Below are 23809 nucleotides of genomic sequence, written 5' to 3'. Positions count from 1 at the left end.
TCAGGCCACGCCAACAGATCGCTAACATGGGAAGCGGTTGGCGGACGAGAGGGCAGTGAGGCGACGACATGCGGTGCGGTCTGCGGTTCGGGCTGCTCGGCGCGCCCGTCCTCTACGACGGCCACGCCCCCAACACCCCTGCGCGAGAGGGAATCCAGCCGATCCCCGTCCTCGCTCCGGTCCGCCCGATCGGCAGCGTCAAGGTACGGACGCTGCTCGCCGCCCTGCTCCTCGAACCCGGCCGGGTCGTCCCGGTCGAGGCGCTCAAGGACGCGCTGTGGGGCGGGGCGCCGCCGGCGTCGGCGCAGGCCTCGCTGCACAACCACGTGGCCCGGCTGCGCCGCCTCCTCGACGATCCGGCCCGGCTACGAGCGGTGCCGCCCGGCTATCTGCTGCGGGTCGGCCCGGGCGAGCTGGACGTGCACGTCTTCCACGCCCACGTCGAACGGGCGCGGGCCGCCCACGCCAACCAGGACTGGCAGCGCGTCCTGGCCGAGAGCGCGTCGGCCCTCGCCCTGTGGCGCGGCGCCCCACTGACCGGCCTCCCGCCCGAGACCTTCGGCTACGCGTTCACCCAGCGCCTGACGGAGGCCCGTCTGCTCCTGCTGGACTGGCGCTACGACGCCGAGCTGTGCGTCGGCGGCCCTCGACTCCCCTCCCTGATCCCGGAGTTGACGGCCCTGACGGCCGAACACCCGCTGCGCGAGTCATACCACCGCCAGCTGATGCTCGCCCTCCACCGCACCGGCCGCCGAGCCGAGTCCCTCGCCGTCCACCGCGACCTGCGCAACCGCCTCCTCGACGAACTGGGCGTGGAACCGGGCCCGGCGATCCGCGCGGCCCACATGGAGGTACTGAGGCTGCCCGGGGATCTGGGGGATCCCGGGGATGCGGGACCTCAGGCAGCCCCAGCAGATCCAACGGGCCCGAGCGGCCCGGCCGTTTCGTCCGGCCCAGTAGACCCAGCGCGCCCAGTAAGCCCAGTCGGCCCAGCGGGCTTTGTGCGGCTGGGGAGCCACCGGGGACTGACGGCTCATGGGGTCCCGGGTGGCGTCGTGATGCCCACCGCCCTCGCGATATCCACCGACCTCAAGCTCCCCTACGTCCCCGCACAGCCGACGTCGAGTTCGACCCCACGACCGGCCCCCGCCCCTGCCCCCGCCCCCGCGCCGCGACGCGGGCCGTCGGCAGCACAGACCTCCGCGCCACCACCACCCCCCACACCAACAGCACCCTCCACGCCAACTCCATCCGCCGCGTCGGCATCCGCCCCGCCCCCCGTGCCCCGCCCCGCTCAACTCCCGCCACGCCCGGCCCACTTCACCGGCCGTACAGCCGTCGCGGACGACCTGTGCCGGACCCTGGCTCCGCAGGGGCGCTCCGGGGCCGAGGGTGCGACCGGTGCCCCCGTGGTCGTGGTCCACGGGATGCCCGGCGTGGGCAAGAGCGCCCTGGCGCTGCACGTCGCTCACACCCTCCGGGAGCGCTTCCCGGACGGGCAGCTCTACGTCGACCTGCACGGCGGCACCGCCGACGTGCCGCCGCTCGCTCCCGCCCAGGCCCTCGCCGCGCTGCTGCGTGACCTCGGCGCCGATCCACGCAGTGTCCCCGAACAGCCGGACGGGGCAGCCGCGTTACTGCGTTCCCTCCTAGCCCCGACCCGCACACTGCTGGTCCTGGACGACGCCGAGGGCGCCGCGCAGCTACGGCCGTTGCTTCCGGCGGGCCCCGGCTGCGCCGTGATCGTCACCAGCCGTTCGCCGCTGACCGCCCTCGACGGTGCCCGCCGCTTCCCCCTCGCCCCGCTGACCGGCGGGGAGAGCGCCGAGTTGCTGCGCGCGGTCTCCGGACGCGGCGGCCTCGACGCCGGCCACCCCCTCGTCGAGCTCACCGGCCGCCTCCCGCTCGCCCTGCGCGCGGTCGCCGCCCGGCTCGCCGCCCGACGGGCCCTCACTCCTGACCTGCTCGCCGCTCAACTGGCCGCAGGGGAGAGCAGGTTGCCGCAGCTGGAGTACGACGACCTGAGCGTCCGCCGTTCCCTGGCCGGAGCCCACGACGCGCTGCGTGCCTCCGCCCGGGAGACCGACCGGGACGCGGCTCTCGTCCTGCGCCGCATCGGCGCCCTGGACCTCCCCACGTACGACGCCCCGCTCCTGGCCCGCCTCACCGCGACCGACGAACGCCGGGCCGGGGCGGCCCTGGACCGCCTCGTCGACGTATCCCTCGTGGAGGAGACCGCGTACGGCCAGTACGCGCCCCACGACCTGGTCAAGGACTTCGCCCGTGAACTGGCCGTGGCGCAAACGGAAACCGAGGCGGCCGGCCAGGGTTGACGCGCGTCACTTGGCGTCGGCATAACACTCCACCACCGCCGTACTGAACGGAAACCGCACCGGCGTCTCCCCGAACGTCAGCCGCCCCGCCAGTTCCGCCGCCTCCCGGATTGCCGTCACGACCGTCTGAGCCTCCTCCTCGGGACAGTGCACGATCACCTCGTCGTGCTGGAAGAAAACCAGCTCGGCCGCCATCCCGGCACAGCTCCGGCGCAGCGCGGCGAGCAGCAGCAGGGTCCAGTCGGCCGCGCTGCCCTGGACGACGAAGTTGCGCGCGAAGCGGCCCCGGGCACGGGAGTTGGAGGAGGCGTACCCCGGCACCCACTCCTGCGCCCCGGCCGCCCCTCCCGAGCCCCCGGCGAGGTCGACGCCGCCCTCGTCCTCCGAGAGCGGGATGCCGGCCTCCTCCGCCGAGTCGTCGTCGGTGCCGGCCCGCACCGCCGGGGGACACGTACGCCCCAGCCAGGTCCGCACGAGCCGCCCCTCCTCTCCCGCGCGGGCGGCCTCGTCCACGTAGGCCACCGCCTTCGGGAACCGGCGTCTGAGCGCGGCGAGGTTCTTGAGGCCGTCCCCGGAGGTCTGCCCGTACACCGCGCCCAGCACCGCGAGCTTGGCCTGCGCCCGGTCGCCGGAGAACGCGCGCTCGGAGACGGACTGGTAGAGGTCGCTCTCCCGCCCCGCGACCTCCATCAGCCCGGGGTCGCGCGAGATCGCGGCCAGTACCCGCGGCTCCATCTGGTCGGCGTCGGCGACGACGAGCCGCCACCCCGGGTCGGCGACCACGGCCCGCCGGATCACCTTGGGGATCTGCAGTCCGCCCCCGCCGTTGGTGACCCAGCGCCCGGTGACCGTCCCGCCCGCGAGGAACTCGGGCCTGAACCGCCCGTCCCGGACCCAGTCCTGGAGCCAGGACCAGCCGTGCGCGACCCAGATCCGGTACAGCTTCTTGTACTCGATCAGCGGCTCGACGGCCGGGTGATCGATGCTCTGGATCTCCCATCTTCTCGTGGACCGCACCTTGATCCCGGCCTGCGCGAAGGCCTTGACGACATCGGCGGGCAGATCGGGCCGCACCCGGCGGCCGAACGCCGCCGACACCTCGTCCGCCAGCTCGGCGAGCCGCCGGGGCTCACCACCGCCCGCGTACCGATCGCCCAGCAGTTCGTGCAGGAGGTCCCGATGGACGTCCGCGCGCCACGGCAGCCCCGCCGCGTTCATCTCGGCGGCCACCAGCATCCCCGCCGACTCGGCGGCCGTCAGGAGCCGCATCCGGTCCGGGTGCGCGGTCGCGTCGTGCCGCCGCTGCTGGTCCGCGTACACCTCCAGCAGATCGGCCAGGGGCAGGTGCACCGGCCCCGGTTCGAAGAGCGGCGACTGCGCGCCGGGTTCGGCAGACCGCTGCGGCGGATCCGGCGGTACGGGACCACCGCGCAGCCGGGCGAGGGCCGCCGCCGCGGACCGGGGCTCACCGAGCCGCCCCTCGTGGCCTAGCAGGAGTGTCTCGGCGTCCTCGATGTCGTAGCACCGCTCGACTCGCACCCCCGTGGCGAGCAGTCGCGGATAGACGTCGGGGGTGGACCGCCACACCCAGCGCGTGACATCGGGCCGGTCACGGACGGCCGCGCCGAGATCCGCCTCCCGCCGCACCGGCCCGGCGGGCAGCCCGCCGGGACCGAGGGGGGCGACCTCCACGCCGCCGTCCTCGGCCGGAGCGAGCGCCCACCGCTCGACCGTCTCCGCCACGCCTGCCATGTCCGTGAGTGTGGCAGGAGGGTCTGACAACGCCCTTGACCAGCGCGTTCAGTCCACGGCGTTCAGCCCGGCTCTTCAGCTCGACTGCTCGCCCTTCTCCTCGAAGTCCACCTTGATCTTGGCGAGGGCCGCGGCGACGTACTCCTCCGTCGCCGGCTTGGTGAGGCCGAGGCCGGACAGGAGTCCCGCGCCGTTCTCGAACTCCAGCACGGCGAGGAGGATGTGCTCGGTGCCGACGTAGTTGTGGCCCAGGCGCAGGGCCTCGCGGAAGGTGAGTTCGAGGATCTTCTTCGTGTCGGCGTCGAAGGGGATGAGGGCGGGGACCGTCTCGGCACGCGGCGGCAGTCCCGCGGTCGCGGCCTCGCGCACGGTCTCCAGAGAGACGTCCTGTGCGGTGATCGCCTTCGCAGCGAGGGCTTCCGGCTCGGAGAGGAGGCCGAGGATCAGGTGCTCGGTACGGATCTGGTCGTTCTCGGCGGCCCGCGCCCCTTCCTGGGAGACGACCACCACGCTCCTGGCCCGTGGAGTGAATCGGCTGAAGCCCTGGCTCGGGTCGAGGTCCGACTCGCTCTTCGGCACGAACCGCTTCTGCGCGGCCTGCCGGGTGACGCCCATGCTCCTGCCGATGTCGGTCCAGGAGGCACCCGAACGCCGTGCCTGGTCCACGAAGTGGCCGATCAGATGATCCGCCACCTCCCCGAGGTGATCAGCGGCGAGCACCGCGTCCTGGAGCTGTTCGAGGGCGTCGGTGTGCACTTTCTTGATGGCTTCGATGAGGTCGTCGAGGCGTACGGAGGCCCTGACGGGCTGATTGGTCGTCATGTGTCAACCGTAGGTTGTCACTCAGAAGCCTGTCAACCCGAAGTTGACAGTTGATGGTGACGGCATGGCACGATCGACGGGTGACCAGCACGCCCCGCACCCCACCTCCGTCCGACTCGCCCGGCACGGTTGAGCGCGCCTTCGAGGCCGCCCTGTACGCCGACACGGACACCTCCCTCGACACGGGCGCGTCCCTGCTCGCCGCCGACCCGGCCGCCGACCCCGAACTCGCCCGGCGCGGCGCGGAGTTCGTGGCGTCGGCCTGGCGCCGGGGCTGGCAGCCGGCCGACGTCGTACGTCTCGTGCGGCGCGAGCTGGACGACGTACACGTACGCCTGGTGTCGACGCTGATCACCGCTCAGGCGCCGGACGACCGGGCCCGGGACCCCCGCTGGAAGGAACAGCTGACCGAGCTGGCCGCGACCCCCGCCCCACCGCGCGCGGACCGCTTCACGCACGCGACGACGGTCCTGGAGCTGTACCGCCTGCTGCTGGGACTGCCGACCCTGGAGTCCCTGGACGAGCAGCCGACGACACCGGGGGAGAGTGCCCGCCGGGCGCATCCGGAGTCCCGCATGCTGCCGCGTATCCGGGCACTGCTGGCGAAGGCGGAGGCGACCGGGTTCCCCGAGGAGGCCGAGGCGCTGAGCGCGAAGGCCCAGGAACTGATGGCCCGGCACAGCATCGACGAGGCCCTCCTCGCGGCCGGCGCCCCGGCGGCCGACGCCCCGCGCGCGCGGCGCCTCGGTGTGGACGCCCCGTACGAGGAGGCCAAGGCGATCCTCCTGCACGCCGTGGCCGACGCGAACCGCTGCCGGGCGGTGTGGAACGAGGCCCTGGGCTTCTCCACGGTGGTGGGTTTCGAACCCGACCTGGAGGCGGTGGAACTCCTCTACACGTCCCTGCTGGTGCAGGCCACGACGGCGATGACGAAGGCGGAGGCGGCGCAACGGGCCAAGGGCCGCAACCGGACGAAGACCTTCCGCCAGTCCTTCCTGGCCGCCTACGCCCACAAGACGGGCACCCGCCTGGCGCAGGCGGCGGAAGCGGAAACGGCGGACGTGGCGGCGGCGCAGACCACCGCCTCCCTGCTCCCGGTCCTGGCCACCCGTGACCTGGCGGTCACCGCCCACCTGGACCAGATGTTCCCCACGACCACCACAACCCGCCTGCGGGGCGTCACGGACGAGGCGGGCTGGACGGAGGGCACCGCGGCGGCGGACCGGGCCCAGCTGCGGGCCCGCCCCCGACTGAGCGACTGAGCCGCCCGTCAGGAGCCCCGCACGTTCGTCAGGAGCCCAGCGCGCGCGTCAGGACCCCAGCCCCGCCGTCGGCAGCCCCGACGGCAGTGAACCGCCCTGCGCCTTCGTGTACGTCTCCGTGCCCAGGCTGCCGGTCCAGGTGACCTTCATCGACGTCTTGTCGACGGAGGCGACCATCCCCGAGGCCCGGTCGTTGCTCTTGTCGCTGCAGGTGAGGTGGATCATCTGCATCCCCGCCTCCTCGCCCGCCGTACCGCTGCACACGTTCCCCCCGGTGGCGAACAGCCCGGCCTTCGCCCCGGTGATCACCAGCGCCACGGCGCTGCCCTTGCTGGTGGTCAGCCAGCTGCCCGCCAGCTGACTGTCCGCGGCCGGCGTACCGCCACCCCCGCTCGCGTCCCCCGAACCCGAGGGCGAACCCGAGGGCGAATCCGAGGAGGCCGACGAGGAGTCCGCACCGGAACTCGTACTCGCCGCCCCCTTGTCGGACCCTCCGTCGCCACTGCACCCGGTCAGCGCGAGCGCGGCAGCCACCGCGACGACCGAGGCCACACCAGCCCTGCGCGTCAGCACGCGCGCGTACGTCACCGAAGTCACCGGAAGCTCCCAAGCAGTCAGCCGCTGTGCGGTAGCCGTGAGCAGCGGCCATTGGGGCCGCACGACCGCATCAAGCTACCGAACACTTGCCCAGTGCTCCACTCTTCAGGGTGGAGGTGCAGGGCATCCTGCCCGCAGCGGGCAGGATGGGCGCAGCGTCATGGCTAAGATCGCCTTGTCCGACAACGGAGTTGTGGGACCTACCGCCGGACGGGCGGGAAGTCAGGCCTGCGGAGGCCGTGTAAGACCGACCCTCACCGGTCGGCGGTGGCCTGTGAAACAGGAACCCATGGTGGTACCGCGTAGCGGTACGGACCGGAATTTCCTGCCCTCGGGCAGGAGAGGGCGTCAACAGGGTTCCTTGTCAGCGGAGGAGGCGGAGGCCGGAATCCGCTGGCCCCGGCCGGGAGGCGCAGGTCACCAGGACGACTTGCGCACCCCCGGCAGGAACCCGGCATGCGCCTGCTCCCGCAGGCCGACCCGGGACAGTCCGAACGCCCGGAAGTAACCGCGGGGCCGGCCGTCCACCTGGTCCCGGTTGCGCACGCGCGTGGCGCTCGCGTCACGCGGCTGCCGTTCCAGCTCCCGCAGGGCCGCCGCCCGCTCCGCGTCCGTCGAGGCCGGCCGCCGCACGATCTCCTTCAGCTCGGCCCGCCGCGGCGCGTACCGGGCGACGATCTCCCGCCGCTTCTCGTTCTTCGCGATCTTGCTCTTCTTCGCCATGTCGCTCCTGTCTCCCTGTTCCTGGTCCCTGTCTCTCCGTCTCTGGCCCTCGCGGCCTCAGACCCTGACCCCACTGGCCCGGATCCGGGCCACCGCCGCCTCGACGCCGATCGTGTCGACGGTCTTGATCCCCTTAGTGCTCAGCCGCAGCCGGACGTTCCTGCCCTCGCTGGGCAACCAGTACCGCTTGGACTGGATGTTGGGGTTGAAGCGACGGGACGTTCGCCGGTGGGAGTGGCTGATGTTGTTGCCGAAGCCCGGCTGGGCGCCGGTCAGCATGCAGTGGGCGGACAAGGTGACGCACCTCTCTCGGTCAAGCTATGGAAATGGAAGTCGTTTTCAGTAAGATACCAGCATGGCTCGCAACGAACTCCGGCCGGTCGTCAAGCTCCGGTCCACGGCCGGGACCGGTTTCACCTACGTCACCCGCAAGAACCGCCGCAACGACCCGGACCGTATGACCCTGCGCAAGTACGACCCGGTCGCCCGCCGCCACGTCGACTTCCGAGAGGAGCGCTGATCAGCCGCCATGCGTGAAGGAATCCACCCGGCGTACGGGCCTGTCGTCTTCCGCGACCGGGCCGCGAACCACGCCTTCCTCACCCAGTCCACGATGACCAGCGAGAAGACGGTCGACTGGGAGGACGGCAACACCTACCCCGTCGTCGACGTCGAGATCTCGAACGTCAGCCACCCCTTCTACACCGGCACGGCCCGCGTCCTGGATACGGCCGGCCGCGTGGAGCGCTTCGAGCGCCGGTACGGCAAGAACAACTAGCGGGGACTGAGGAAACACACGTGCAGGCGCATGAGCATGAGCATGAGTCCTCCGGGGCGCACGAACTCTCCGTGGCGATCGTCGGCGGGCTGCACGCCGACGCCCGCAAGGCGACCGTGGCGCGGCTGCTCGCCGACGTCCCCGGCAGCGTCGTACTCCACCACGACCTCGCCACGGCCGCGGCCGGCACGGTCGTGCGGACCGTCAGCGACGCCACCGGCATCCTCTCCACGGGCGAGGCGCCCCTGGTCAACGACTGCGCGTGCTGTGCCCTGCGTGAGGACCTCGTGCCGGAGCTGCGGCGGCTCGCGGACGCCGGGCTGACCCGGCTGGCGGTCGTTGAGCTGTGGGACTCCGTCGAGCCCAAGGCGATGGCCGAGGTGGTGACGGCCGGCGGCCTCACGGTCACCGGCGTCATCACCGCCGTCGACCCGGCGCTGCTGCTGCCGTACCTCGGCAACGGCGACGACCTGGCCGAAGGCGGCCTCGCCGCCGCGGCCACCGACCAGCGGACGGTCGCGGACACCTTCGCCCGCCAGCTGGAGTACGCCACCGTCCTCGCCCTCGTCGACTCCCCGGAGGCCGACGACGAGGACCGCGAGCTGCTCGCGCAGCTCCACCCGACAGCCCGCCAGGTCCCCGTCACGGGCGGCCACCCAGGGGACTTGGCGGGCCCCGCCGACGCGTCCGGAAGGCAGCCGGCGCCGCTCTCGGCCCTCGCCTGCGCCGCCGTCGCCGGCTTCGACGTCGAGGCTGCCGCAGCCGCGCAGCACCCGGCGTGCGCGCTGCTGCCCGCCGAGGCCGACGCGCACGGCGTGTCCACCCTCGTGTGGCACCGGCGCCGCCCCTTCCACCCGGAGCGGCTGTATGAGGCGCTGGAGGACCTGACCTGCGCCGCAGCGCGCAGCCGAGGCCGGTTCTGGCTCGCCGACCACCCCGACACGCTGCTCCACTGGGACGCGGCGGGCGGCGCGCTGTGCGTGGAGAGCGCCGGCCCCTGGCTCGCCTCTCTCCCGGACGCGGCCTGGGACATGGTCGAGCCCGTGCGCCGGGCCGCCGCCGCCCTCGACTGGCACCCCGAGCACGGCGACTGCTGCCAGCACCTGGTGTTCACGTCCCCCGGCCTCGACCGCGACGGACTCGAACAGCTTCTGGAGTCCTGCCTGCTCACCGACGCCGAGTACGCCGGCGGACGCACCGCCTGGAAACGCCTGCCGCCCGCCTTCGACACCCTCCTGGAGGTCTGACCCCGCCATGGCCCGCAAGATCGAACGAAAGCCCCTCAAGGCCCGCCCCAACCCGCTGGACGCGGCCAAGATCACATACATCGACTACAAGGACACCGACCTGCTGCGGAAGTTCATCTCCGACCGCGGCAAGATCCGCAGCCGCCGGGTCACCCGGGTCTCGGCCCAGCAGCAGCGGCTGCTCGCCCGTGCGATCAAGAACGCCAGGGAGATGGCACTGCTGCCGTACGTGTCCCGGTAGCCGCCCGCGCCCTGTCCGCGCGCCCCCGCGCAGCCCCTTGACCGCCCCACCCCCGCACCCCCGTCTCCGTGGTCGCAGGAGGCGGGGGTGCGGGCGTGCGGTGGAACGCGCGGGGGCGTGCGTGCGTCAAGGTGAGTAGCGGAGCGAACACCCCGCGTGCACGTGCATCTGCTTGTGCGCATGCCTGTGCATAAGCCCCTGCATCCGTCCACGCGTCTGCACGTGAACAGAGTTATGATCCGGCAGAGTTGACCACTGCACACCACTGCACCAATGGCCTCATCAGCCAGTGCACCACCAGGGAGCGACCTGTGGACCACGACGTGTACGGCGTTGGCACGGCCGATGACTCCGGCGTGTACAACGGCATGGCCGCCGCGCGACTGGAGGTCGCCTGGCAGAAGAGCCGGCACAGCAACTCGCAGGGTTCCTGCGTCGAGTTCGCGCGGCTGCCCGGCGGCGAGGTGGCGGTACGCAACTCGCGCTTCCCCGACGGGCCGGCGCTCGTCTACACGCGCGCGGAGATCGAGGCGATGCTCCTGGGCATCAAGGACGGCGAGTTCGACCACCTGACGTCGAACTGACCGTCTTACCGTCCTTCGGCCGACCAGGCCCGGAGTCGAGGCACGCGGGTCACGCGAGTCACGCAAACCACCTCGCCCACTCCGGGCACCGTGACGCGCGTAGAGCCTCGGCGTGAAGAAACACCGCGGTGCCTCACTCGGCGGAGTGCAGCCCGAACAGCGCCCAGACGACCTTGCCGCCCAGCGCGCCCGAGAGCGGGTGCCAGCCCCAGCTGTCGCTGAACGAGTCGACGAGGAACAGGCCGCGCCCCGACTCCGCCGAGAAGTCCTCCGAGAACTCCTCGGCGTCGTACGCCACCGGACACTCCCGGCTGGGATCGCGCACCGCGCACACCAGCCGCTCGGTCCAGCGCATCAGATGCAGCCGTACGGGCGGCTCCTGGGCCGACGCATGCGGGGGATCCGTGGGCAGCGCGTGCCGCAGGGCATTGGTGACCAGCTCGGAGACGACCAGGCAGACGTCGTCGAAGCGGTCCCCGATGTCCCATTGGGCGAGTGTTCTGCGGCTGAACTGCCGTGCTTCGCGCACCGCTTCGAAGCGGGCTGGCAGTGCGCACGACGCCGCGTTGGACACGGTCGAGGGATCCAGTGGCGGAAGCCCCTGCCTTAACGGCTCGAGCATGGTCGATCCATTCGTCCCCATGCGAGGCACTCCCGGGAGATCGCGGTCGTTGCGATGCAGTCTTTGCGATGCAGCGGTGGCGCGAGACCATGGTTTCCGATGCTCACGGCGGATGCAAGGGCAGATGCACGTGCACGTGCCCCAATTGGACCCTCCCGTACCGCTTCTTGGTCATTTTTTCCGCCAACTTTTCACCAGTGGCCGGTCTTCCCCTTGCCTCTTCCTGTGCGTACGCTCTGACGTCTTCCCATTTGAGTAACCGGACGAGTACTGCTCGGAGTGATTTAGTGGCAGACTGCGGCCCCTGGAGAGGTTGGGGAGGGTGGCGAACGTGAGCGCGGGAGAGCCGGGATCGGTGGTGCGGCGCATGCTGCTCGGATCGCACCTGAGACGACTGCGTGAGGCGAGGGGCATCACGCGAGAGGCGGCGGGTTACTCGATCCGCGCGTCCGAATCGAAGATCAGTCGTATGGAGCTGGGCCGGGTGAGCTTCAAGACACGGGACGTCGAGGACCTGTTGACGCTCTACGGCATCAACGACGAGGCCGAGCGCAACGCTCTCCTCTCGCTGGCCAGGGAGGCCAACGTCGCGGGCTGGTGGCACAGTTACTCGGACGTCCTGCCCAACTGGTTCCCCACCTACGTGGGTCTGGAGGGCGCGGCATCGCTGATCCGTGCCTACGAGGTGCAGTTCGTGCACGGTCTGCTGCAGACCGAGGCGTATGCGAGTGCGGTCGTCGGCCGCGGTATGAAGGGCGCGAGCCCAGCCGACATCGAGCGCCGCGTCGCACTGCGCATGGAGCGGCAGAAGTACCTCCTGTCCACCGGCGGCCCGGAGTTCCACGTCGTCCTGGACGAGGCGGCGCTGCGCAGGCCGTACGGCGACCGCGAGGTGATGCGCGGTCAGCTCCAGCACCTGATCGAGGTCTCCGAGCGGCCCAACGTACGGCTGCAGATCATGCCGTTCGGCTTCGGCGGGCACTCGGGCGAGAGCGGCGCGTTCACGATCCTGAGCTTCCCGGAGTCCGACCTGTCCGACGTGATCTTCCTGGAGCAGCTCACCAGCGCCCTGTACCTGGACAAGGCGGAGGACGTCAGCCAGTACGAGACGGCGATGAAGGAGCTCCAGCAGGACAGCCCCGGGCCGGACGAGAGCCGGGACCTGCTCAGGGGTCTGCTGCAACTCTCGTAACGGCGCCACCCGATGGCCCCCAACTCCCTACGGCCGCACGTACGATGACGTGCGATCAGACCGTGATACGGGATTGAGGGATTGAGGGATCACATGTCAGCGCCCGAGTACTACTTCACCGATCTCGCGCAGCAGTACATAGGCGGTGAGTGGCGCCCGGGCACGGGCTCCTGGGACATCATCGACTTCAACCCGTACGACGGTGAGAAGCTCGCCTCGATCACGATCGCCACGGTGGACGAGGTCGACGAGGCGTACCGTGCCGCCGCCGCGGCCCAGAAGGAGTGGGCGGCGACCAGCCCGTACGTCCGCCGCGCGGTCTTCGAGAAGGCCCTGCGCATCCTCGAGGACAGAGAGCCGGAGATCGCCGCGGCGATCATCGCCGAACTCGGCGGCACCCACCTCAAGGCCGGCTTCGAACTGCACCTCGCCAAGGAGTTCCTGCGCGAGTCGATCCGGCTGGCGCTGACCCCCGAGGGCCAGATCGTCCCGTCGCCGGTCGAGGGCAAGGAGAACCGCGTCTACCGCGTCCCGGTGGGTGTGGTGGGTGTGATCAGCCCCTTCAACTTCCCCTTCCTCCTCTCCCTGAAGTCGGTCGCCCCCGCGCTGGCGCTCGGCAACGGCGTCGTCCTCAAGCCGCACCAGGACACCCCGGTCGTCGGCGGCTCGCTGGTCGCGAAGATCTTCGAGGACGCGGGCCTGCCGCCGGGCCTCCTGAACGTCGTGATCACGGACATCGCCGAGATCGGCGACGCGTTCCTGGAGCACCCGGTTCCGAAGGTCATCTCCTTCACCGGCTCGGACGCGGTCGGCCGGCATGTCGCCGCCGTCTGCGCGCCCCTCTTCAAGAACGTGGTCCTCGAACTCGGCGGCAACAGCGCCCTGGTGGTCCTGGACGACGCGGACATCGACTACGCGGTCGATGCGGCGGTCTTCAGCCGGTACGTCCATCAGGGCCAGGTCTGCATGGCGGCCAACCGTGTCCTGGTGGACCGTTCGATCGCCGACGAGTTCACCGAGAAGTTCGTGACCAAGGTGCGGTCCCTGAAGGTGGGCGACCCGAGCGACCCCGAGACGGTCATCGGCCCGCTGATCAACTCCTCCCAGGCGGACGCGCTTTCGGGCATGGTGCGACGGGCCCTGGCGGAGGGCGCGACGGCACTGCTGCACGGCACGACGACGGACAACCTCGTCGAGCCGTCGGTCCTGACCGACCTCCCCGCCGACTCACCCCTCCTCCACCAGGAGATCTTCGGCCCGGTGGCCCTCCTCGTCCCCTTCGACGGCGAGGAGGAGGCGGTCCGCCTCGTCAACGACACCCCGTACGGCCTCAGCGGCGCTGTCCACACGGCCGACGTGGAACGCGGCATCGCCTTCGCCAAGCAGATCGACACGGGCATGTTCCACGTCAACGACGGCACGGTCCACGACGAGCCCCTGGTCGCCTTCGGCGGCGAGAAGTCCTCGGGCATCGGCCGCCTGAACGGCGAGGCGACGGTGGAGGCGTTCACCACCCGGAAGTGGATCTCGGTGCAGCACGGGCGGAGCGCATTCCCGTTCTAGTTCTGGCTGGTGAGAAAAGTTTCAGAAGCTCTGCCGTGACGGGGGCTTGCGGACAGAACCTGTCCGCAAGCCCCCGTAACTTCGTCGGTGTCAGGCAGGAACGCCCGCACGACCCGATGAAAGGCGGCCCACCATGGTCACCCACGTCCCCTCCGAAGCCCCCGGCGACGAGCGAGGAGCGCTGCTCGCGTTCCTGGAGGAGCAGCGCGGCGGTATCCGGCGGTCCCTGCTCGGGCTGACGGACGAACAGGCCGCCTCGCGCCCCAGCGCCAGCGAGCTGTCCCTCTCCGGGCTGCTCAAGCATGTCGCCGAGGTCGAGCAGGGCTGGATCGCACGGGCCAGAGGGGAGGCGCCGGCCGTCAAGCGGGACCAGTCGAACTGGCACGAGTGCTTCGTCCTCGTCGAGGGGGAGACGGTCGCCTCGCAACTCGCGTACTGGGAGAAGGTCGCCGCCGAGACCGAGGAGTTCCTGCGGTCCGTACCGAGCCTCGACGACACCTTCGATCTGCCGCCGGACCCCTGGTTCCCGCCCCAGGCCAGTGTCTCGATGCGCTGGCTGGCACTGCACCTGATCCGCGAGACCGCCCGGCACGCCGGTCACGCCGACATCGTCCGCGAATCCCTCGACGGCGCCACCGCCTTCGACCTGGTGGCCCGGGAGCGGGCCGCTTGACGCCGAGGCCCTAATGTGGCCCGCATGTCAGCGATCCGTCTCCTCGTGCTCGGCGCGGTCCGTCAGCACGGGCGGGCCCACGGCTACCAGGTGCGCAACGACCTGGAGTACTGGGGCGCGCACGAGTGGTCCAACGCCAAGCCCGGCTCGATCTACCACGCCCTGAAGCAGATGGCCAAGCAGGGCCTGCTGATCGCGCACGAGATCGCCCCCTCCACGGCCGGCGGCCCGCCCCGCACGGAGTACGAGATCACCGGCGAGGGCACCGAGGAGTTCCTGCGGCTGCTGCGCGAGGCGCTGACCTCGTACGACCAGCAGATGGACGTCAAGTCGGCGGCGATCGGCTTCATCGTCGATCTGCCGCGCGCCGAGGCGGTGACCCTCCTGAAGGAACGCACCCGGTGCATCGGCGAGTGGCGGGCCTCGGTCACCGAGCACTACGTACCCGAGGACGGCCCCGAACAGCTCGGCCACATCGGCGAGATCATGAACCTCTGGACCCACACGGCCGACGCCGAGGCCGAGTGGACCCTGGGTCTGATCGCCCGGATCGAGGGCGGCGCGTACACGTTCGCGGGCGAGGGTGAACCGTTCGTCGGCATCCTGGCCGAGGGCGAGGAGAACCCGTACGCGTCGGGGGAGCGGCATCCCGAGGACGCCATCTGACCAAGTGCGACCACGTCGACGCCAACGTGACGTCCGTTTCCTGCCAGCGGGCGCACGTACGTCGCGCCAGCATGGGCACATGACCAGGTACACCGTGCTCCCCCTTGGCACAGCCGTCCTCAAGGAACTGCGGATCGCCGACGACGCGGGCCGTCCCTGCGCCCCGTACATCGCGACCGGCGACGACGTGGGCTCCCCCCTGCGCTGCTGCCTGCACCCCATCACGCTCGGCGAGCGGATCGCCCTGGTTTCGTACGCCCCGTTGCGCCGCTGGGCCGCCGCGAGGAACGCGGATCCGGGCGCGTACGACGAACAGGGGCCCGTCTTCATCCACGCCGATGACTGCGGCGGGTTCACTCAACGCGAGAACTATCCCTTCGATCGGCCCGGCGCCCTGCGTACCGTGCGCCGCTATGACGCCCAGGGCCGCATCGCGGGTGGCCGCCTTCTGGAGATTCCGGCCGACGCCACGGCCGGCTTCGACGCAGCCTTCGATGACGCCTTCAACGACCCGGACGTGGTCCTCGTGCACGTCAGAGCGGTGGAATACGGATGCTTCCACTTCGAGGTGAGACGGCCGCACTGATCGTCTAGTGATGGAATCCGGTGGCCGCGTCCTTGTCGTGGGTGAAGGGGCGCGGCTGCCGGCGCAGTTCGGGCAGCAGTCGTTCCAGGTCCTCCAGGAACAGCTCGGCGAGGTCCGTGGAGAAGCCGTTGCGGCACACGACCCGCAGGACGGACAGGTCCTGCCGGTTCTCCGGGAAGGTGTACGCGGGCACCAGCCAGCCCCGCTCACGCATCCGCCGCGAGACGTCGAAGACGTCGTACGCGCTCACGTCCGCCCCGGTCGTGAAGGCGAAGACCGGCAACTCGTCGCCCCGGGTGAGGAGCCGGAAGTCGCCCAGCTCCTCGATCCGCCCCGCGAGGGAGCGCGCCACGTCCCGCGTGGTCTGCTGCACGGCCCGGTAGCCGTCGCGGCCCAGCCGCAGGAACGTGTAGTACTGCGCGACCACCTGGGCCCCGGGGCGCGAGAAGTTGAGCGCGAACGTCGGCATGTCGCCGCCCAGGTAGTTGACACTGAAGACGAGCTCCTCGGGGAGCGCCTCCCTGTCCCGCCACAGCGCCCAGCCGACGCCCGGGTAGACGAGCCCGTACTTGTGCCCCGAGGTGTTGATCGAGGCCACCCGGGGCAACCGGAAGTCCCACACCAGGTCCTCGTCCAGGAAGGGCGCCACCATGGCCCCTGAGGCCCCGTCGACGTGTACGGGGATGTCGAGCCCGGTCCGCTCCTGCAGGGCGTCCAGGGCCGCGCACAGCTCCGCGACGGGCTCGTAGGACCCGTCGAACGTGGACCCGAGGATCCCGACGACCCCGATGGTGTTCTCGTCGCACAGTTCGGCCGCCGCCTGCGGATCGAGATGGAACCGCTCGCCCTCCATGGGCACCTGCCGCGCCTCCACCTCCCAGAAGTTGCAGAACTTCTCCCAGCAGACCTGCACGTTGACGCCCATGACCAGGTTCGGCCGCACGTCCCGCCCCGGATACCGGTCGGCGTTGCGCGCCGCCCACCGCCGCTTCAGCGCCATCCCGGCGAGCATGCACGCCTCACTCGAACCGGTGGTCGAACAGCCCACGGCGGCATCCGGATCGGGCGCGTTCCACAGATCGGCGAGCATCGCCACGCAGCGCCGCTCCAGCTCGGCCGTACGCGGGTACTCGTCCTTGTCGATCATGTTCTTGTCCCGGCACTCGCTCATCAGGACGTCGGCCTGCGGCTCCATCCAGGTGGTCACGAAGGTGGCCAGGTTGAGCCGCGAGTTGCCGTCGAGCATCAGTTCGTCGTGCACGACCTGGTACGCCGTCGACGGCGGCAGCGGGGCGTCCCCGAGCCGGTGAGTGGGCGGGGCCTCGGTCATACCGCCGACCGGATCGGCCGCCCCGTAGAAAGGATTGACGGAGAGCCTGCGCCCGCCGCCCTTCTCGTCGGATGCTTCGCTGTCCCCGCGGTGCAGTGGCATGTCTACGACGGTAGGCCCGGGTCGCGGGGCTTGCACCTCACGCCGGGTGAGGGAGCAGTTTGAAGCGCGTACCGAGAAAGGGAGCGGAAGTGAGCTACTCCGTAGGACAGGTGGCCGGATTCGCCGGTGTCACGGTGCGCACCCTGCACCACTACGACGAGATCGGCCTCCTCGTGCCCGGCGCCCGCAGCCACGCGGGCCACCGGCGCTACGACGACGCCGACCTCGACCGGCTGCAGCAGATCCTGTTCTACCGGGAGCTCGGCTTCCCGCTCGACGAGGTCGCCGCCCTGCTGGACGACCCGAAGGCGGACCCGCGCGCGCAGTTGCGCCGTCAGCACGAGCTGCTGACCGCCCGGATCGAACGGCTCCAGCAGATGGCGGCGGCCGTGGAGCACGCCATGGAGGCACGCAGAATGGGCATCAACCTCACGCCCGAGGAGAAGTTCGAGGTCTTCGGCGACAAGGACCCGGAGGCACACGCGGAGGAGGCCGAGCGCCGCTGGGGCGGCACGGACACATACGCGGAGTCGCAGCGCCGCGCGGCCTCCTACACGAAGGACGACTGGCAGCGCATGCAGGCCGAGGTGGCCTCCTGGGGCGAGCGTTACGACGCCCTGATGGCCGCCGGCGAGCCTCCGTCCGGCGAGGCGGCCATGTCCATGGCCGAGGAACACCGGCAGCACATCACCAAGTGGTTCTACGAATGCACGTACGAAATCCATCAGGGTCTGGCCGACACGTACGTCTCCGACGAGCGCTTCAAGGAGTTCTACGACTCCATGCGCCCGGGCCTCGCCGAACACCTGCGCGAGGCGGTCACGGCGAACGCGGCCCGGCACACCTCGTAGAGGCGACCTGGTCCGGGGGCGCTGTCGCTCACTCCCGGACCAGGACCACCGCGGTCCCGTACGCGCACACCTCCGTGCCCACGTCCGCGGCCTCGGTCACGTCGAAACGGAACGCCAGCACGGCGTTGGCGCCACGCGCGCGTGCCTGCTCGACAAGACGGTCCATAGCCTGGTTACGGGTCTCGACGAGAGTCTTCGTCAGTCCCTTCAGCTCACCGCCGATCATCGACTTCAGCCCGGCCCCGATCTGGCTGCCGAGATGCCGCGACCGCACGGTCAGCCCGAAGACCTCACCGATGACCTGCTCGACCCGGTGTCCGGGTACGTCGTTCGTCGTCACGACCAGCACATCGGACTGGGGTCCCTGGCCGCCGCCGTACTCCTCGATGCCCATAACCTCACAGGGTGGTCCCAGTTCCCGCACAGCGCACCCCGGAGTGACGCGGGGAAGGTGGGGAACCCGGAGGGGTCACATCGCGTTGATAGCTTTGGCCCCACTCTTCTCTGCCACGTCTTTGCCAAGCCTCAGGAGCCCGGAACAGTGACGACGCTTGCCCTCGGACCGAGCTGGCTGGATCCGGACTACCTGTTGGACCAGTTCGGCATCTGGGGCCTGCTCCTGATCGTGTTCGCCGAGTCCGGTCTACTCATCGGCTTCTTCCTGCCGGGCGACTCGCTGCTGTTCACGGCGGGCCTGCTGATCACCGCGGGCACGCTGGACTTCCCCCTGTGGGCGGCGGTCGCGCTCATCTGCCTCGCCGCGGTTCTCGGCGACCAGGCCGGCTACATGTTCGGCAAGAAGGTCGGCCCGTCGCTCTTCAACCGGCCGGACTCCCGCCTCTTCAAGCAGGAGAACGTCACCAAGGCCCACGAGTTCTTCGAGAAGTACGGCCCGAAGTCCCTGATCCTGGCCCGCTTCGTGCCCATCGTGCGCACGTTCACGCCGATCATCGCCGGCGTCAGCGGAATGAAGTACCGCTCGTTCCTGACCTTCAACGTCATCGGCGGCGTCCTCTGGGGCGCGGGCGTCACCATGCTCGGCTCCTGGCTCGGCAACATCGACTTCGTCAAGAAGAACATCGAACCGATCCTGCTGCTGATCGTCCTCATCTCGGTCGTCCCGATCCTCATCGAGTTCGCCCGAGCCCGCAGCAAGGCCAAGAAGAACCCGCCCCAGCAGCCTCCGGCGCCTCCGGCGCCGATGATGGACGACGCGACGACCCAACTCCGCCGCATCCCCCCGGCCCAGCAGAACGACGACCAGGGCTACGCCCAGCAGCAGTACACGCAGGGCTACCAGCAGCAGCAACAGCCGTACAACCAGGACTACGGCTACCAGCAGCAGTACCCGTACGACAACCAGAACAACGGCTACCGACAAAACTGACGGCAGGGCAGCCCACCTAGGGGCGCGGGGCTGTGTCGATCTGCGGCTCCGCCGCGGGGCGCGACAAGCCACAACGGCACCCGCACCCGCCCCACAACAGAACCCCCCGAGCTCCCAGGCGCCCCACGCCAAGCAAAACGCACCCGGAGCTAGAACCCTCGCGTCCGCTTCGCGGCCCGCCGCCCCCCGGCGGAGCCGCTCGGCACACGCAGGAACAGCCGCGAGATCTCCGACCCCAGATTCACCCCGATGGCAATCGCCATCGCCAGCGCCGCCGCCTTCGACAGCGACACCAACCCCGCGTCCATGTCGTTCTGCGCGATCGACAACAGCCCGAAGTAGGTCGCCGACCCGGGCAACAGGGGCCCGATCGCGGCCGTGGTGTACGGCAGGGCCGACGCGTACCGGTACCGCGACAGCAACTGCCCGAACAGCCCGACCAGTCCGGCCGCGACGGCCGTCGAGGCCACCGCCGAGAAGTCGCCGGCGTAGTGCATCGCGCCGTACACGCTGCACGCCACACCGCCGTTGAGCGTCACGATGAGTACGGTGGAACGTTCCTGCTGAAGCATGATCGCGAAGGTCAGCGACAACAGCATGGACGCGCTGATCTGCCACAGCGGCCGCTGCGCGCTCCCCAACGCCGCGTCCGGATTGAGCTCGGCGCCCAGCTTCACGCCGAAGTACAGGATCAGCAGCACCCCGACGACGATGCCCACGAAGAAGTACAGGACCTCCAGCAGCCGTGCGGACGCGGTGATGTAGAACCCGGTCAGCCCGTCCTGCACCCCGGCGACCAGCGCCCGCCCGGGAAGCAGCGCGAACAGCCCACCGGTGATCACGGCGGACGCCTTCACGTCCACGTGCGCGGCCGTCAGCGCGACCCCTATGGCGGCCGGCGGCATCGCGGCCACCGTGAACTGGTAGAACTCCGGCAGCCCGCGCCCCGCGCACAGCCACGCCAGCCGGTCGCCCAGCATCGCGCCGAGCGCCGCCGCCACGAACACGACCAGGTCACCGCCGACGAGCACGGAGGCGGCGCCCGCGAGCAGCCCGGCGGCCACGGTGAGCCCCCAGCCGGGATACGGGTGCCGGTTGCGCCGGATCTCCGCAAGGCGCCTGTAAGCCTCTTCCAGAGACGTGGCGGTCTCCGAGTCGCTCAGGTCGTCCACAAGCCGGTAGACGGCCGCCAGGCGCGTGTAGTCGGTGCCCCGGCGCCGGACCGTCCGTGATGCCGTCACGGGATCCTCGACGAGCGAGGGCTGGTACGAGATCGACAGCAGGGTGAACGTGACGTTCGGCTCGCAGCGGTCGAGGCCGTAGGACCGGCAGACGGCGAACATGGCCGCCTCCACGTCCTCGGCGCCCTCGCCGCCCGCGAGCAGCAGTTCGCCGATGCGCAGCGTCATGTCGAGCACGCGCGGGACGGCCGGTCCGTCCTCCTCGGCCGCCTTCTGCATCCGTTCCGGCGCGGGCCGCTCGGCCACCGGCATCCGCAGCATCGTGCGCATCCGGTCCTGCCAGGGCACGTCCTTGGTGAGACTCACCACAGGAATGCCCAAGGGCGGCGTGAACGCGGGCGCCCGGTACGTGAGCGGGGTGCTGAAGGCCGACCCCTCGAGATCGCCGCCCGGCGGCTGCGGAACGTCGAGCCCGTCGGGCAGGGCGAACTCGGAGGTGATCTCGGACTCGACGTCGACAGCTCTGGGCGGGGCCATCCCCTCGGGAAGCGCGAACTCGGAGGTGGTGGACGACTCCCCGTCACCACCGCCGGGGCCTCCGCCGACCAGGGGAACCGTGTAGACAGCCCTGGCCTCGTCCGACGCCGGCTTGCGGTCCTCGTCCGTCACTCCGTATCGCTCCCTGCGCGTGCCCCTCCATTACGCCTTTCAGTATGCGCACAGAGACACGAACGGGCCGCACGCGTACGCGTGCGGCCCGCTGAGCACTACGGGATGGGGGAGGCCTCAGTGGCCGCCCTGCTCCTTGAGGCGCTTGTACGACCGCTCGATCTCGGCCTCGGCGTCCGCGCGGCCCACCCAGTTGGCGCCTTCGACGGACTTGCCGGGCTCCAGGTCCTTGTAGACCTCGAAGAAGTGCTGGATCTCCAGACGGTCGAACTCCGACACGTGGTGGATGTCCCGCAGGTGCTCCACGCGCGGGTCGTGCGCGGGCACGCACAGCAGCTTGTCGTCGCCGCCGGCCTCGTCCGTCATCCGGAACATGCCGATCGCGCGGCACTGGATGAGGCAGCCGGGGAAGGTCGGCTCGTCCAGGATGACCAGCGCGTCCAGCGGGTCGCCGTCCTCGCCGAGGGTGTTCTCGACGAAGCCGTAGTCGGCCGGGTAGCTGGTCGAGGTGAAGAGGCGACGGTCCAGACGGATCCGACCGGTCTCGTGGTCCACCTCGTACTTGTTCCGTGAACCCTTCGGAATCTCGATCGTGACGTCGAACTCCACCGGTGGCTCCTCCATGATCAACACATAGTTCTGGTGGTTAAGTGTCCCTCACGCTGGTGTGTGATCGCGAAAGGGGCTGGTGGTCGTGCCGGAGCTGAGGCCTTGGCGGGCCGCGAGGCCGGGGGTGGCGCGGCTCGCCCGCACCGTACGACCCCGTCTCACCAGGGCTGCGGCAACAGTGAAGCCGCAGCTCGGACGGGCCCGAGCGGCCGTGGGACCGCAGGTCGCGCGGATCACACAGGCCGTGGGCCCGAAGCTCGCCGGTCTCCCCAGACCGAACACCCTGAAGATACTGCCGCTGTCGATGCCGAAGACCCTGCGGACCTGGCAGTACACCGCGGGCGCCGCCACCGCCGGACTGGCGCTGACCGCCGGAGTGGTCACCGCCGCGGGCCCCTGGGACTCCTCCGGCCAGCGTACGGCCGAGCGCGACTGGGCCGCCGTCCAGGAGCGATCCGGTGGCACAGATCACGGACGTAATTCCGGTACGTCCGACACCTCCGCCACCTCGGGTACGTCGGCCGGGGCGCCCGCACCCGCGCCGAGCGCCCCCTCCGTGCTGGCCGGCCTCGGCAGCGCCACCGGCACCCTGCGGGCGGCGCCCGCAGGAAGGGCCCTCGCGGCCGTCCTGGACCCGCTCCTGAGGAACCCCGCCCTCGGCACCCGCCAGACGGCCGCCGTCGTCGACATCGCCACCGGGAAGCGCCTGTACGGCCGGGGAGCGGGCCAGGCGCTCGTCCCCGCCTCGACCACGAAGATCGCCACGGCTGTCGCCGCGCTCTCCGCGATGGGCGCCGACCACCGCCTCACCACCCGGGCCGCCCTGGAGCCCGACACCAACGAACTCGTCCTGGTCGGCGGCGGCGACCCCACCCTGACGGCCCGTACGGACCCGGAGGGCTGGGCCAGCCTGCGCACCCTGGCCGACTCGACGGCCACCGCCCTCAAGAAGCGCGGCGTACGCCAGGTGACCCTGTCGTACGACACCACGCTCTACGCCGGCCCGGAACTCCACCCGATCGGGGCCGACAACGGCGGCAACCTCGCCCCGGTCAGCGCCCTGATGGCCGACGAGGCCCGCACGAACGACTCGACCAGTGGAACGGCCGACCGCAGCGCCGAGCCGGCGGCGGACGCCGCCCGCACCTTCGCGGCCCTCCTGGCGAAGCACGGCATCAGAACGACCTCCCCCGGCCCGTCCAAGGCCACGGGCCGCGCGACCACCCTCGCGAAGGTCTCCTCGCCGCCGCTCTCCGCCCTCGTCGAGCGCATGCTGACCAACAGCGACAACGACCTCGCGGAGGCACTCGCCCGCCAGACCGCGCTCGCCACGGGCGTCCGGCCCGACTTCGCGGGGGGCGCGCGGGCCATCCGTACCCAGCTGGGGAAGCTCGGACTGCCCATGTCCGGGGCCCGTTTCGCGGACGGCAGCGGTCTGAACCGCGCCGACCTCCTCACCCCGAACCTCCTCACGGCCCTGCTGGCCAAGGCGGGCGACCCGTCCCACCCCGAACTGCGCGCGGCCCTCACAGGCCTCCCCGTGGCGGGCTTCACCGGCACGCTGAGCACCCGCTACACGGACGGCGCGGCAGGCGTCGTACGGGCCAAGACGGGCACCCTGACGGGCGTGAACGCCCTGGCGGGCACGGTCGTCGACCGGGACGGCCGCCTGCTGGCCTTCGCCTTCCTGGCCGCCGACACCACCGACCGGACGGCGGCCCAGACAGCCCTGGACCGCACGGCGACGGCACTGGCGGCCTGCGGCTGCTGACCGCTCCGCCGGGCTGACGGTGACTTTGTCCGCGGGCCGGTGGGGGCCGGCCGCGCAGTTCCCCGCGTCCCTTCGGGCGCGGTCCCCGCGTCCCTGCCCGCCGTGCCGCCGTGGACAGCCGCTCGTCGGCACCCCCGCTGTGGGCAGGCGTTCCGCAGGGCGGGACGGGTGGGCACAGCCGACAGCGCCGGGTGCCGACCCAACAGAGCCCGGCCTCTGCCGACCTCGCAACCTGCCCTCAAGGGGACCGCTCCCGTACGGTTGACGC

25 protein-coding genes are annotated in these 23809 nt (G+C 70.9%); 15 read left to right on the top strand and 10 right to left on the bottom strand.

Features of this window, described 5'->3' with window-relative positions; genetic code table 11:
* The first annotated feature begins 68 nt into the window (after positions 1-68).
* The gene (locus OG241_RS24480) at positions 69-2333 is read left to right on the top strand and encodes a BTAD domain-containing putative transcriptional regulator (protein WP_405817883.1); all 2265 of its coding nucleotides are present in this window, start codon (positions 69-71) and stop codon (positions 2331-2333) included.
* A 6-nt stretch (positions 2334-2339) separates the two neighbouring features.
* On the opposite strand, the gene OG241_RS24475 is transcribed toward OG241_RS24480, so the two are convergent.
* Entirely contained in the window at positions 2340-4085 is a 1746-nt protein-coding gene (locus OG241_RS24475; protein ID WP_405817881.1) for a bifunctional 3'-5' exonuclease/DNA polymerase, read from the bottom strand.
* A 75-nt stretch (positions 4086-4160) separates the two neighbouring features.
* Entirely contained in the window at positions 4161-4907 is a 747-nt protein-coding gene (locus OG241_RS24470; RefSeq protein ID WP_405817880.1) for a Clp protease N-terminal domain-containing protein, read from the bottom strand.
* A gap of 53 nt (positions 4908-4960) precedes the next feature.
* On the opposite strand from OG241_RS24470, the gene OG241_RS24465 reads away from it, so the two are divergent.
* Positions 4961-6169 (top strand): DUF2786 domain-containing protein, encoded by a 1209-nt coding sequence (locus OG241_RS24465; RefSeq protein ID WP_405817878.1) that lies wholly within the window; start codon positions 4961-4963, stop codon positions 6167-6169.
* Positions 6170-6217: 48 nt separating this feature from the next.
* Here the strand turns inward: OG241_RS24465 and OG241_RS24460 are convergent, their stop codons facing one another.
* The 3 genes from OG241_RS24460 to rpmB all read right to left on the bottom strand — a co-directional run bounded on the left by OG241_RS24460 (position 6218) and on the right by rpmB (position 7783).
* On the bottom strand, positions 6218-6766 hold the full coding sequence (locus tag OG241_RS24460) for a hypothetical protein (protein ID WP_405817876.1): 549 nt from the start codon (positions 6764-6766) through the stop codon (positions 6218-6220).
* Between the two features lie 417 nt (positions 6767-7183).
* Positions 7184-7489 carry a 30S ribosomal protein S14 gene (gene rpsN, locus OG241_RS24455; protein WP_405817874.1) on the bottom strand — a complete coding sequence of 102 codons (306 nt, stop codon included), beginning with the start codon at positions 7487-7489 and terminating at the stop codon, positions 7184-7186.
* Positions 7490-7546: 57 nt separating this feature from the next.
* Positions 7547-7783 carry a 50S ribosomal protein L28 gene (gene rpmB, locus OG241_RS24450; protein ID WP_405817872.1) on the bottom strand — a complete coding sequence of 79 codons (237 nt, stop codon included), beginning with the start codon at positions 7781-7783 and terminating at the stop codon, positions 7547-7549.
* Between the two features lie 61 nt (positions 7784-7844).
* On the opposite strand from rpmB, the gene rpmG reads away from it, so the two are divergent.
* The 5 genes from rpmG (at position 7845) to OG241_RS24425 (ending at position 10339) form a co-directional block, all read left to right on the top strand.
* Positions 7845-8009 carry a 50S ribosomal protein L33 gene (rpmG, locus tag OG241_RS24445; protein WP_006376523.1) on the top strand — a complete coding sequence of 55 codons (165 nt, stop codon included), beginning with the start codon at positions 7845-7847 and terminating at the stop codon, positions 8007-8009.
* A 9-nt stretch (positions 8010-8018) separates the two neighbouring features.
* Positions 8019-8267: a type B 50S ribosomal protein L31 gene (locus OG241_RS24440; protein ID WP_405817870.1), complete on the top strand. Its 249-nt coding sequence runs from the start codon at positions 8019-8021 to the stop codon at positions 8265-8267.
* A gap of 20 nt (positions 8268-8287) precedes the next feature.
* Positions 8288-9514, top strand: a complete 1227-nt coding sequence (locus OG241_RS24435) for a CobW family GTP-binding protein (protein WP_405817869.1) — start codon at positions 8288-8290, stop codon at positions 9512-9514.
* 7 nt (positions 9515-9521) lie between these two features.
* Entirely contained in the window at positions 9522-9755 is a 234-nt protein-coding gene (gene rpsR, locus OG241_RS24430; protein ID WP_006376563.1) for a 30S ribosomal protein S18, read from the top strand.
* Positions 9756-10066: 311 nt separating this feature from the next.
* The gene (locus OG241_RS24425; RefSeq protein WP_319096961.1) at positions 10067-10339 is read left to right on the top strand and encodes a DUF397 domain-containing protein; all 273 of its coding nucleotides are present in this window, start codon (positions 10067-10069) and stop codon (positions 10337-10339) included.
* Between the two features lie 133 nt (positions 10340-10472).
* Here OG241_RS24425 and OG241_RS24420 read toward each other — a convergent pair whose 3' ends face one another.
* A complete protein-coding gene (locus OG241_RS24420) occupies positions 10473-10982 on the bottom strand; it encodes an ATP-binding protein (protein WP_078507199.1) in 510 nt (169 codons plus the stop codon).
* 346 nt (positions 10983-11328) lie between these two features.
* Between OG241_RS24420 and OG241_RS24415 the strand changes: the two genes are divergently transcribed.
* From OG241_RS24415 to OG241_RS24395, 5 genes are all read left to right on the top strand, one after another.
* Positions 11329-12153: a helix-turn-helix domain-containing protein gene (locus tag OG241_RS24415; RefSeq protein WP_405826410.1), complete on the top strand. Its 825-nt coding sequence runs from the start codon at positions 11329-11331 to the stop codon at positions 12151-12153.
* 93 nt (positions 12154-12246) lie between these two features.
* Complete coding sequence (locus tag OG241_RS24410) at positions 12247-13716, top strand: aldehyde dehydrogenase family protein (protein ID WP_405817866.1); 1470 nt, start codon at positions 12247-12249, stop codon at positions 13714-13716.
* Between the two features lie 133 nt (positions 13717-13849).
* Complete coding sequence (locus tag OG241_RS24405) at positions 13850-14389, top strand: DinB family protein (protein ID WP_405817864.1); 540 nt, start codon at positions 13850-13852, stop codon at positions 14387-14389.
* A 24-nt stretch (positions 14390-14413) separates the two neighbouring features.
* The gene (locus OG241_RS24400) at positions 14414-15055 is read left to right on the top strand and encodes a PadR family transcriptional regulator (RefSeq protein WP_405817862.1); all 642 of its coding nucleotides are present in this window, start codon (positions 14414-14416) and stop codon (positions 15053-15055) included.
* Positions 15056-15134: 79 nt separating this feature from the next.
* Positions 15135-15641: a DUF1203 domain-containing protein gene (locus tag OG241_RS24395; RefSeq protein ID WP_405817860.1), complete on the top strand. Its 507-nt coding sequence runs from the start codon at positions 15135-15137 to the stop codon at positions 15639-15641.
* 4 nt (positions 15642-15645) lie between these two features.
* On the opposite strand, the gene OG241_RS24390 is transcribed toward OG241_RS24395, so the two are convergent.
* On the bottom strand, positions 15646-17073 hold the full coding sequence (locus tag OG241_RS24390) for a glutamate decarboxylase (RefSeq protein WP_405817858.1): 1428 nt from the start codon (positions 17071-17073) through the stop codon (positions 15646-15648).
* 89 nt (positions 17074-17162) lie between these two features.
* Here OG241_RS24390 and OG241_RS24385 point away from each other — a divergent pair, with 89 nt between their 5' ends.
* Positions 17163-17924 (top strand): MerR family transcriptional regulator, encoded by a 762-nt coding sequence (locus OG241_RS24385; RefSeq protein ID WP_405817856.1) that lies wholly within the window; start codon positions 17163-17165, stop codon positions 17922-17924.
* A gap of 28 nt (positions 17925-17952) precedes the next feature.
* Here the strand turns inward: OG241_RS24385 and OG241_RS24380 are convergent, their stop codons facing one another.
* Positions 17953-18318 (bottom strand): YbjQ family protein, encoded by a 366-nt coding sequence (locus OG241_RS24380; RefSeq protein WP_405817854.1) that lies wholly within the window; start codon positions 18316-18318, stop codon positions 17953-17955.
* A gap of 147 nt (positions 18319-18465) precedes the next feature.
* On the opposite strand from OG241_RS24380, the gene OG241_RS24375 reads away from it, so the two are divergent.
* Entirely contained in the window at positions 18466-19311 is an 846-nt protein-coding gene (locus tag OG241_RS24375) for a DedA family protein (protein ID WP_405817853.1), read from the top strand.
* A 149-nt stretch (positions 19312-19460) separates the two neighbouring features.
* Here OG241_RS24375 and OG241_RS24370 read toward each other — a convergent pair whose 3' ends face one another.
* A complete protein-coding gene (locus OG241_RS24370) occupies positions 19461-21161 on the bottom strand; it encodes a threonine/serine exporter ThrE family protein (protein ID WP_405817852.1) in 1701 nt (566 codons plus the stop codon).
* Positions 21162-21278: 117 nt separating this feature from the next.
* Positions 21279-21770, bottom strand: a complete 492-nt coding sequence (locus OG241_RS24365; RefSeq protein ID WP_053746895.1) for an inorganic diphosphatase — start codon at positions 21768-21770, stop codon at positions 21279-21281.
* A gap of 79 nt (positions 21771-21849) precedes the next feature.
* Between OG241_RS24365 and dacB the strand changes: the two genes are divergently transcribed.
* Positions 21850-23541, top strand: coding sequence for a D-alanyl-D-alanine carboxypeptidase/D-alanyl-D-alanine-endopeptidase (gene dacB, locus OG241_RS24360; protein ID WP_405817850.1), 1692 nt, complete (start codon positions 21850-21852; stop codon positions 23539-23541).
* Positions 23542-23809: the final 268 nt, after the last annotated feature.

This window comes from Streptomyces sp. NBC_01390 (assembly GCF_045040105.1).
GTDB lineage: Bacteria > Actinomycetota > Actinomycetes > Streptomycetales > Streptomycetaceae > Streptomyces.
The sequence above is the reverse complement of the archived record's forward strand: the minus strand, read 5'-3'. Positions and strand labels throughout refer to the sequence as shown.

What these genes read in the sequence shown, in the direction of transcription:
- OG241_RS24480 (WP_405817883.1), top strand. Translation starts at nt 69, where the DNA reads ATGCGGTGCGGTCTGCGGTTCGGGCTGCTCGGCGCGCCCGTCCTCTAC.
- OG241_RS24475 (WP_405817881.1), bottom strand. Translation starts at nt 4,085, where the DNA reads ATGGCAGGCGTGGCGGAGACGGTCGAGCGGTGGGCGCTCGCTCCGGCC.
- OG241_RS24470 (WP_405817880.1), bottom strand. Translation starts at nt 4,907, where the DNA reads ATGACGACCAATCAGCCCGTCAGGGCCTCCGTACGCCTCGACGACCTC.
- OG241_RS24465 (WP_405817878.1), top strand. Translation starts at nt 4,961, where the DNA reads ATGGTGACGGCATGGCACGATCGACGGGTGACCAGCACGCCCCGCACC.
- rpsN (WP_405817874.1), bottom strand. Translation starts at nt 7,489, where the DNA reads ATGGCGAAGAAGAGCAAGATCGCGAAGAACGAGAAGCGGCGGGAGATC.
- rpmG (WP_006376523.1), top strand. Translation starts at nt 7,845, where the DNA reads ATGGCTCGCAACGAACTCCGGCCGGTCGTCAAGCTCCGGTCCACGGCC.
- OG241_RS24440 (WP_405817870.1), top strand. Translation starts at nt 8,019, where the DNA reads ATGCGTGAAGGAATCCACCCGGCGTACGGGCCTGTCGTCTTCCGCGAC.
- rpsR (WP_006376563.1), top strand. Translation starts at nt 9,522, where the DNA reads ATGGCCCGCAAGATCGAACGAAAGCCCCTCAAGGCCCGCCCCAACCCG.
- OG241_RS24420 (WP_078507199.1), bottom strand. Translation starts at nt 10,982, where the DNA reads ATGGGGACGAATGGATCGACCATGCTCGAGCCGTTAAGGCAGGGGCTT.
- OG241_RS24415 (WP_405826410.1), top strand. Translation starts at nt 11,329, where the DNA reads ATGCTGCTCGGATCGCACCTGAGACGACTGCGTGAGGCGAGGGGCATC.
- OG241_RS24410 (WP_405817866.1), top strand. Translation starts at nt 12,247, where the DNA reads ATGTCAGCGCCCGAGTACTACTTCACCGATCTCGCGCAGCAGTACATA.
- OG241_RS24405 (WP_405817864.1), top strand. Translation starts at nt 13,850, where the DNA reads ATGGTCACCCACGTCCCCTCCGAAGCCCCCGGCGACGAGCGAGGAGCG.
- OG241_RS24400 (WP_405817862.1), top strand. Translation starts at nt 14,414, where the DNA reads ATGTCAGCGATCCGTCTCCTCGTGCTCGGCGCGGTCCGTCAGCACGGG.
- OG241_RS24395 (WP_405817860.1), top strand. Translation starts at nt 15,135, where the DNA reads ATGACCAGGTACACCGTGCTCCCCCTTGGCACAGCCGTCCTCAAGGAA.
- OG241_RS24390 (WP_405817858.1), bottom strand. Translation starts at nt 17,073, where the DNA reads ATGCCACTGCACCGCGGGGACAGCGAAGCATCCGACGAGAAGGGCGGC.
- OG241_RS24380 (WP_405817854.1), bottom strand. Translation starts at nt 18,318, where the DNA reads ATGGGCATCGAGGAGTACGGCGGCGGCCAGGGACCCCAGTCCGATGTG.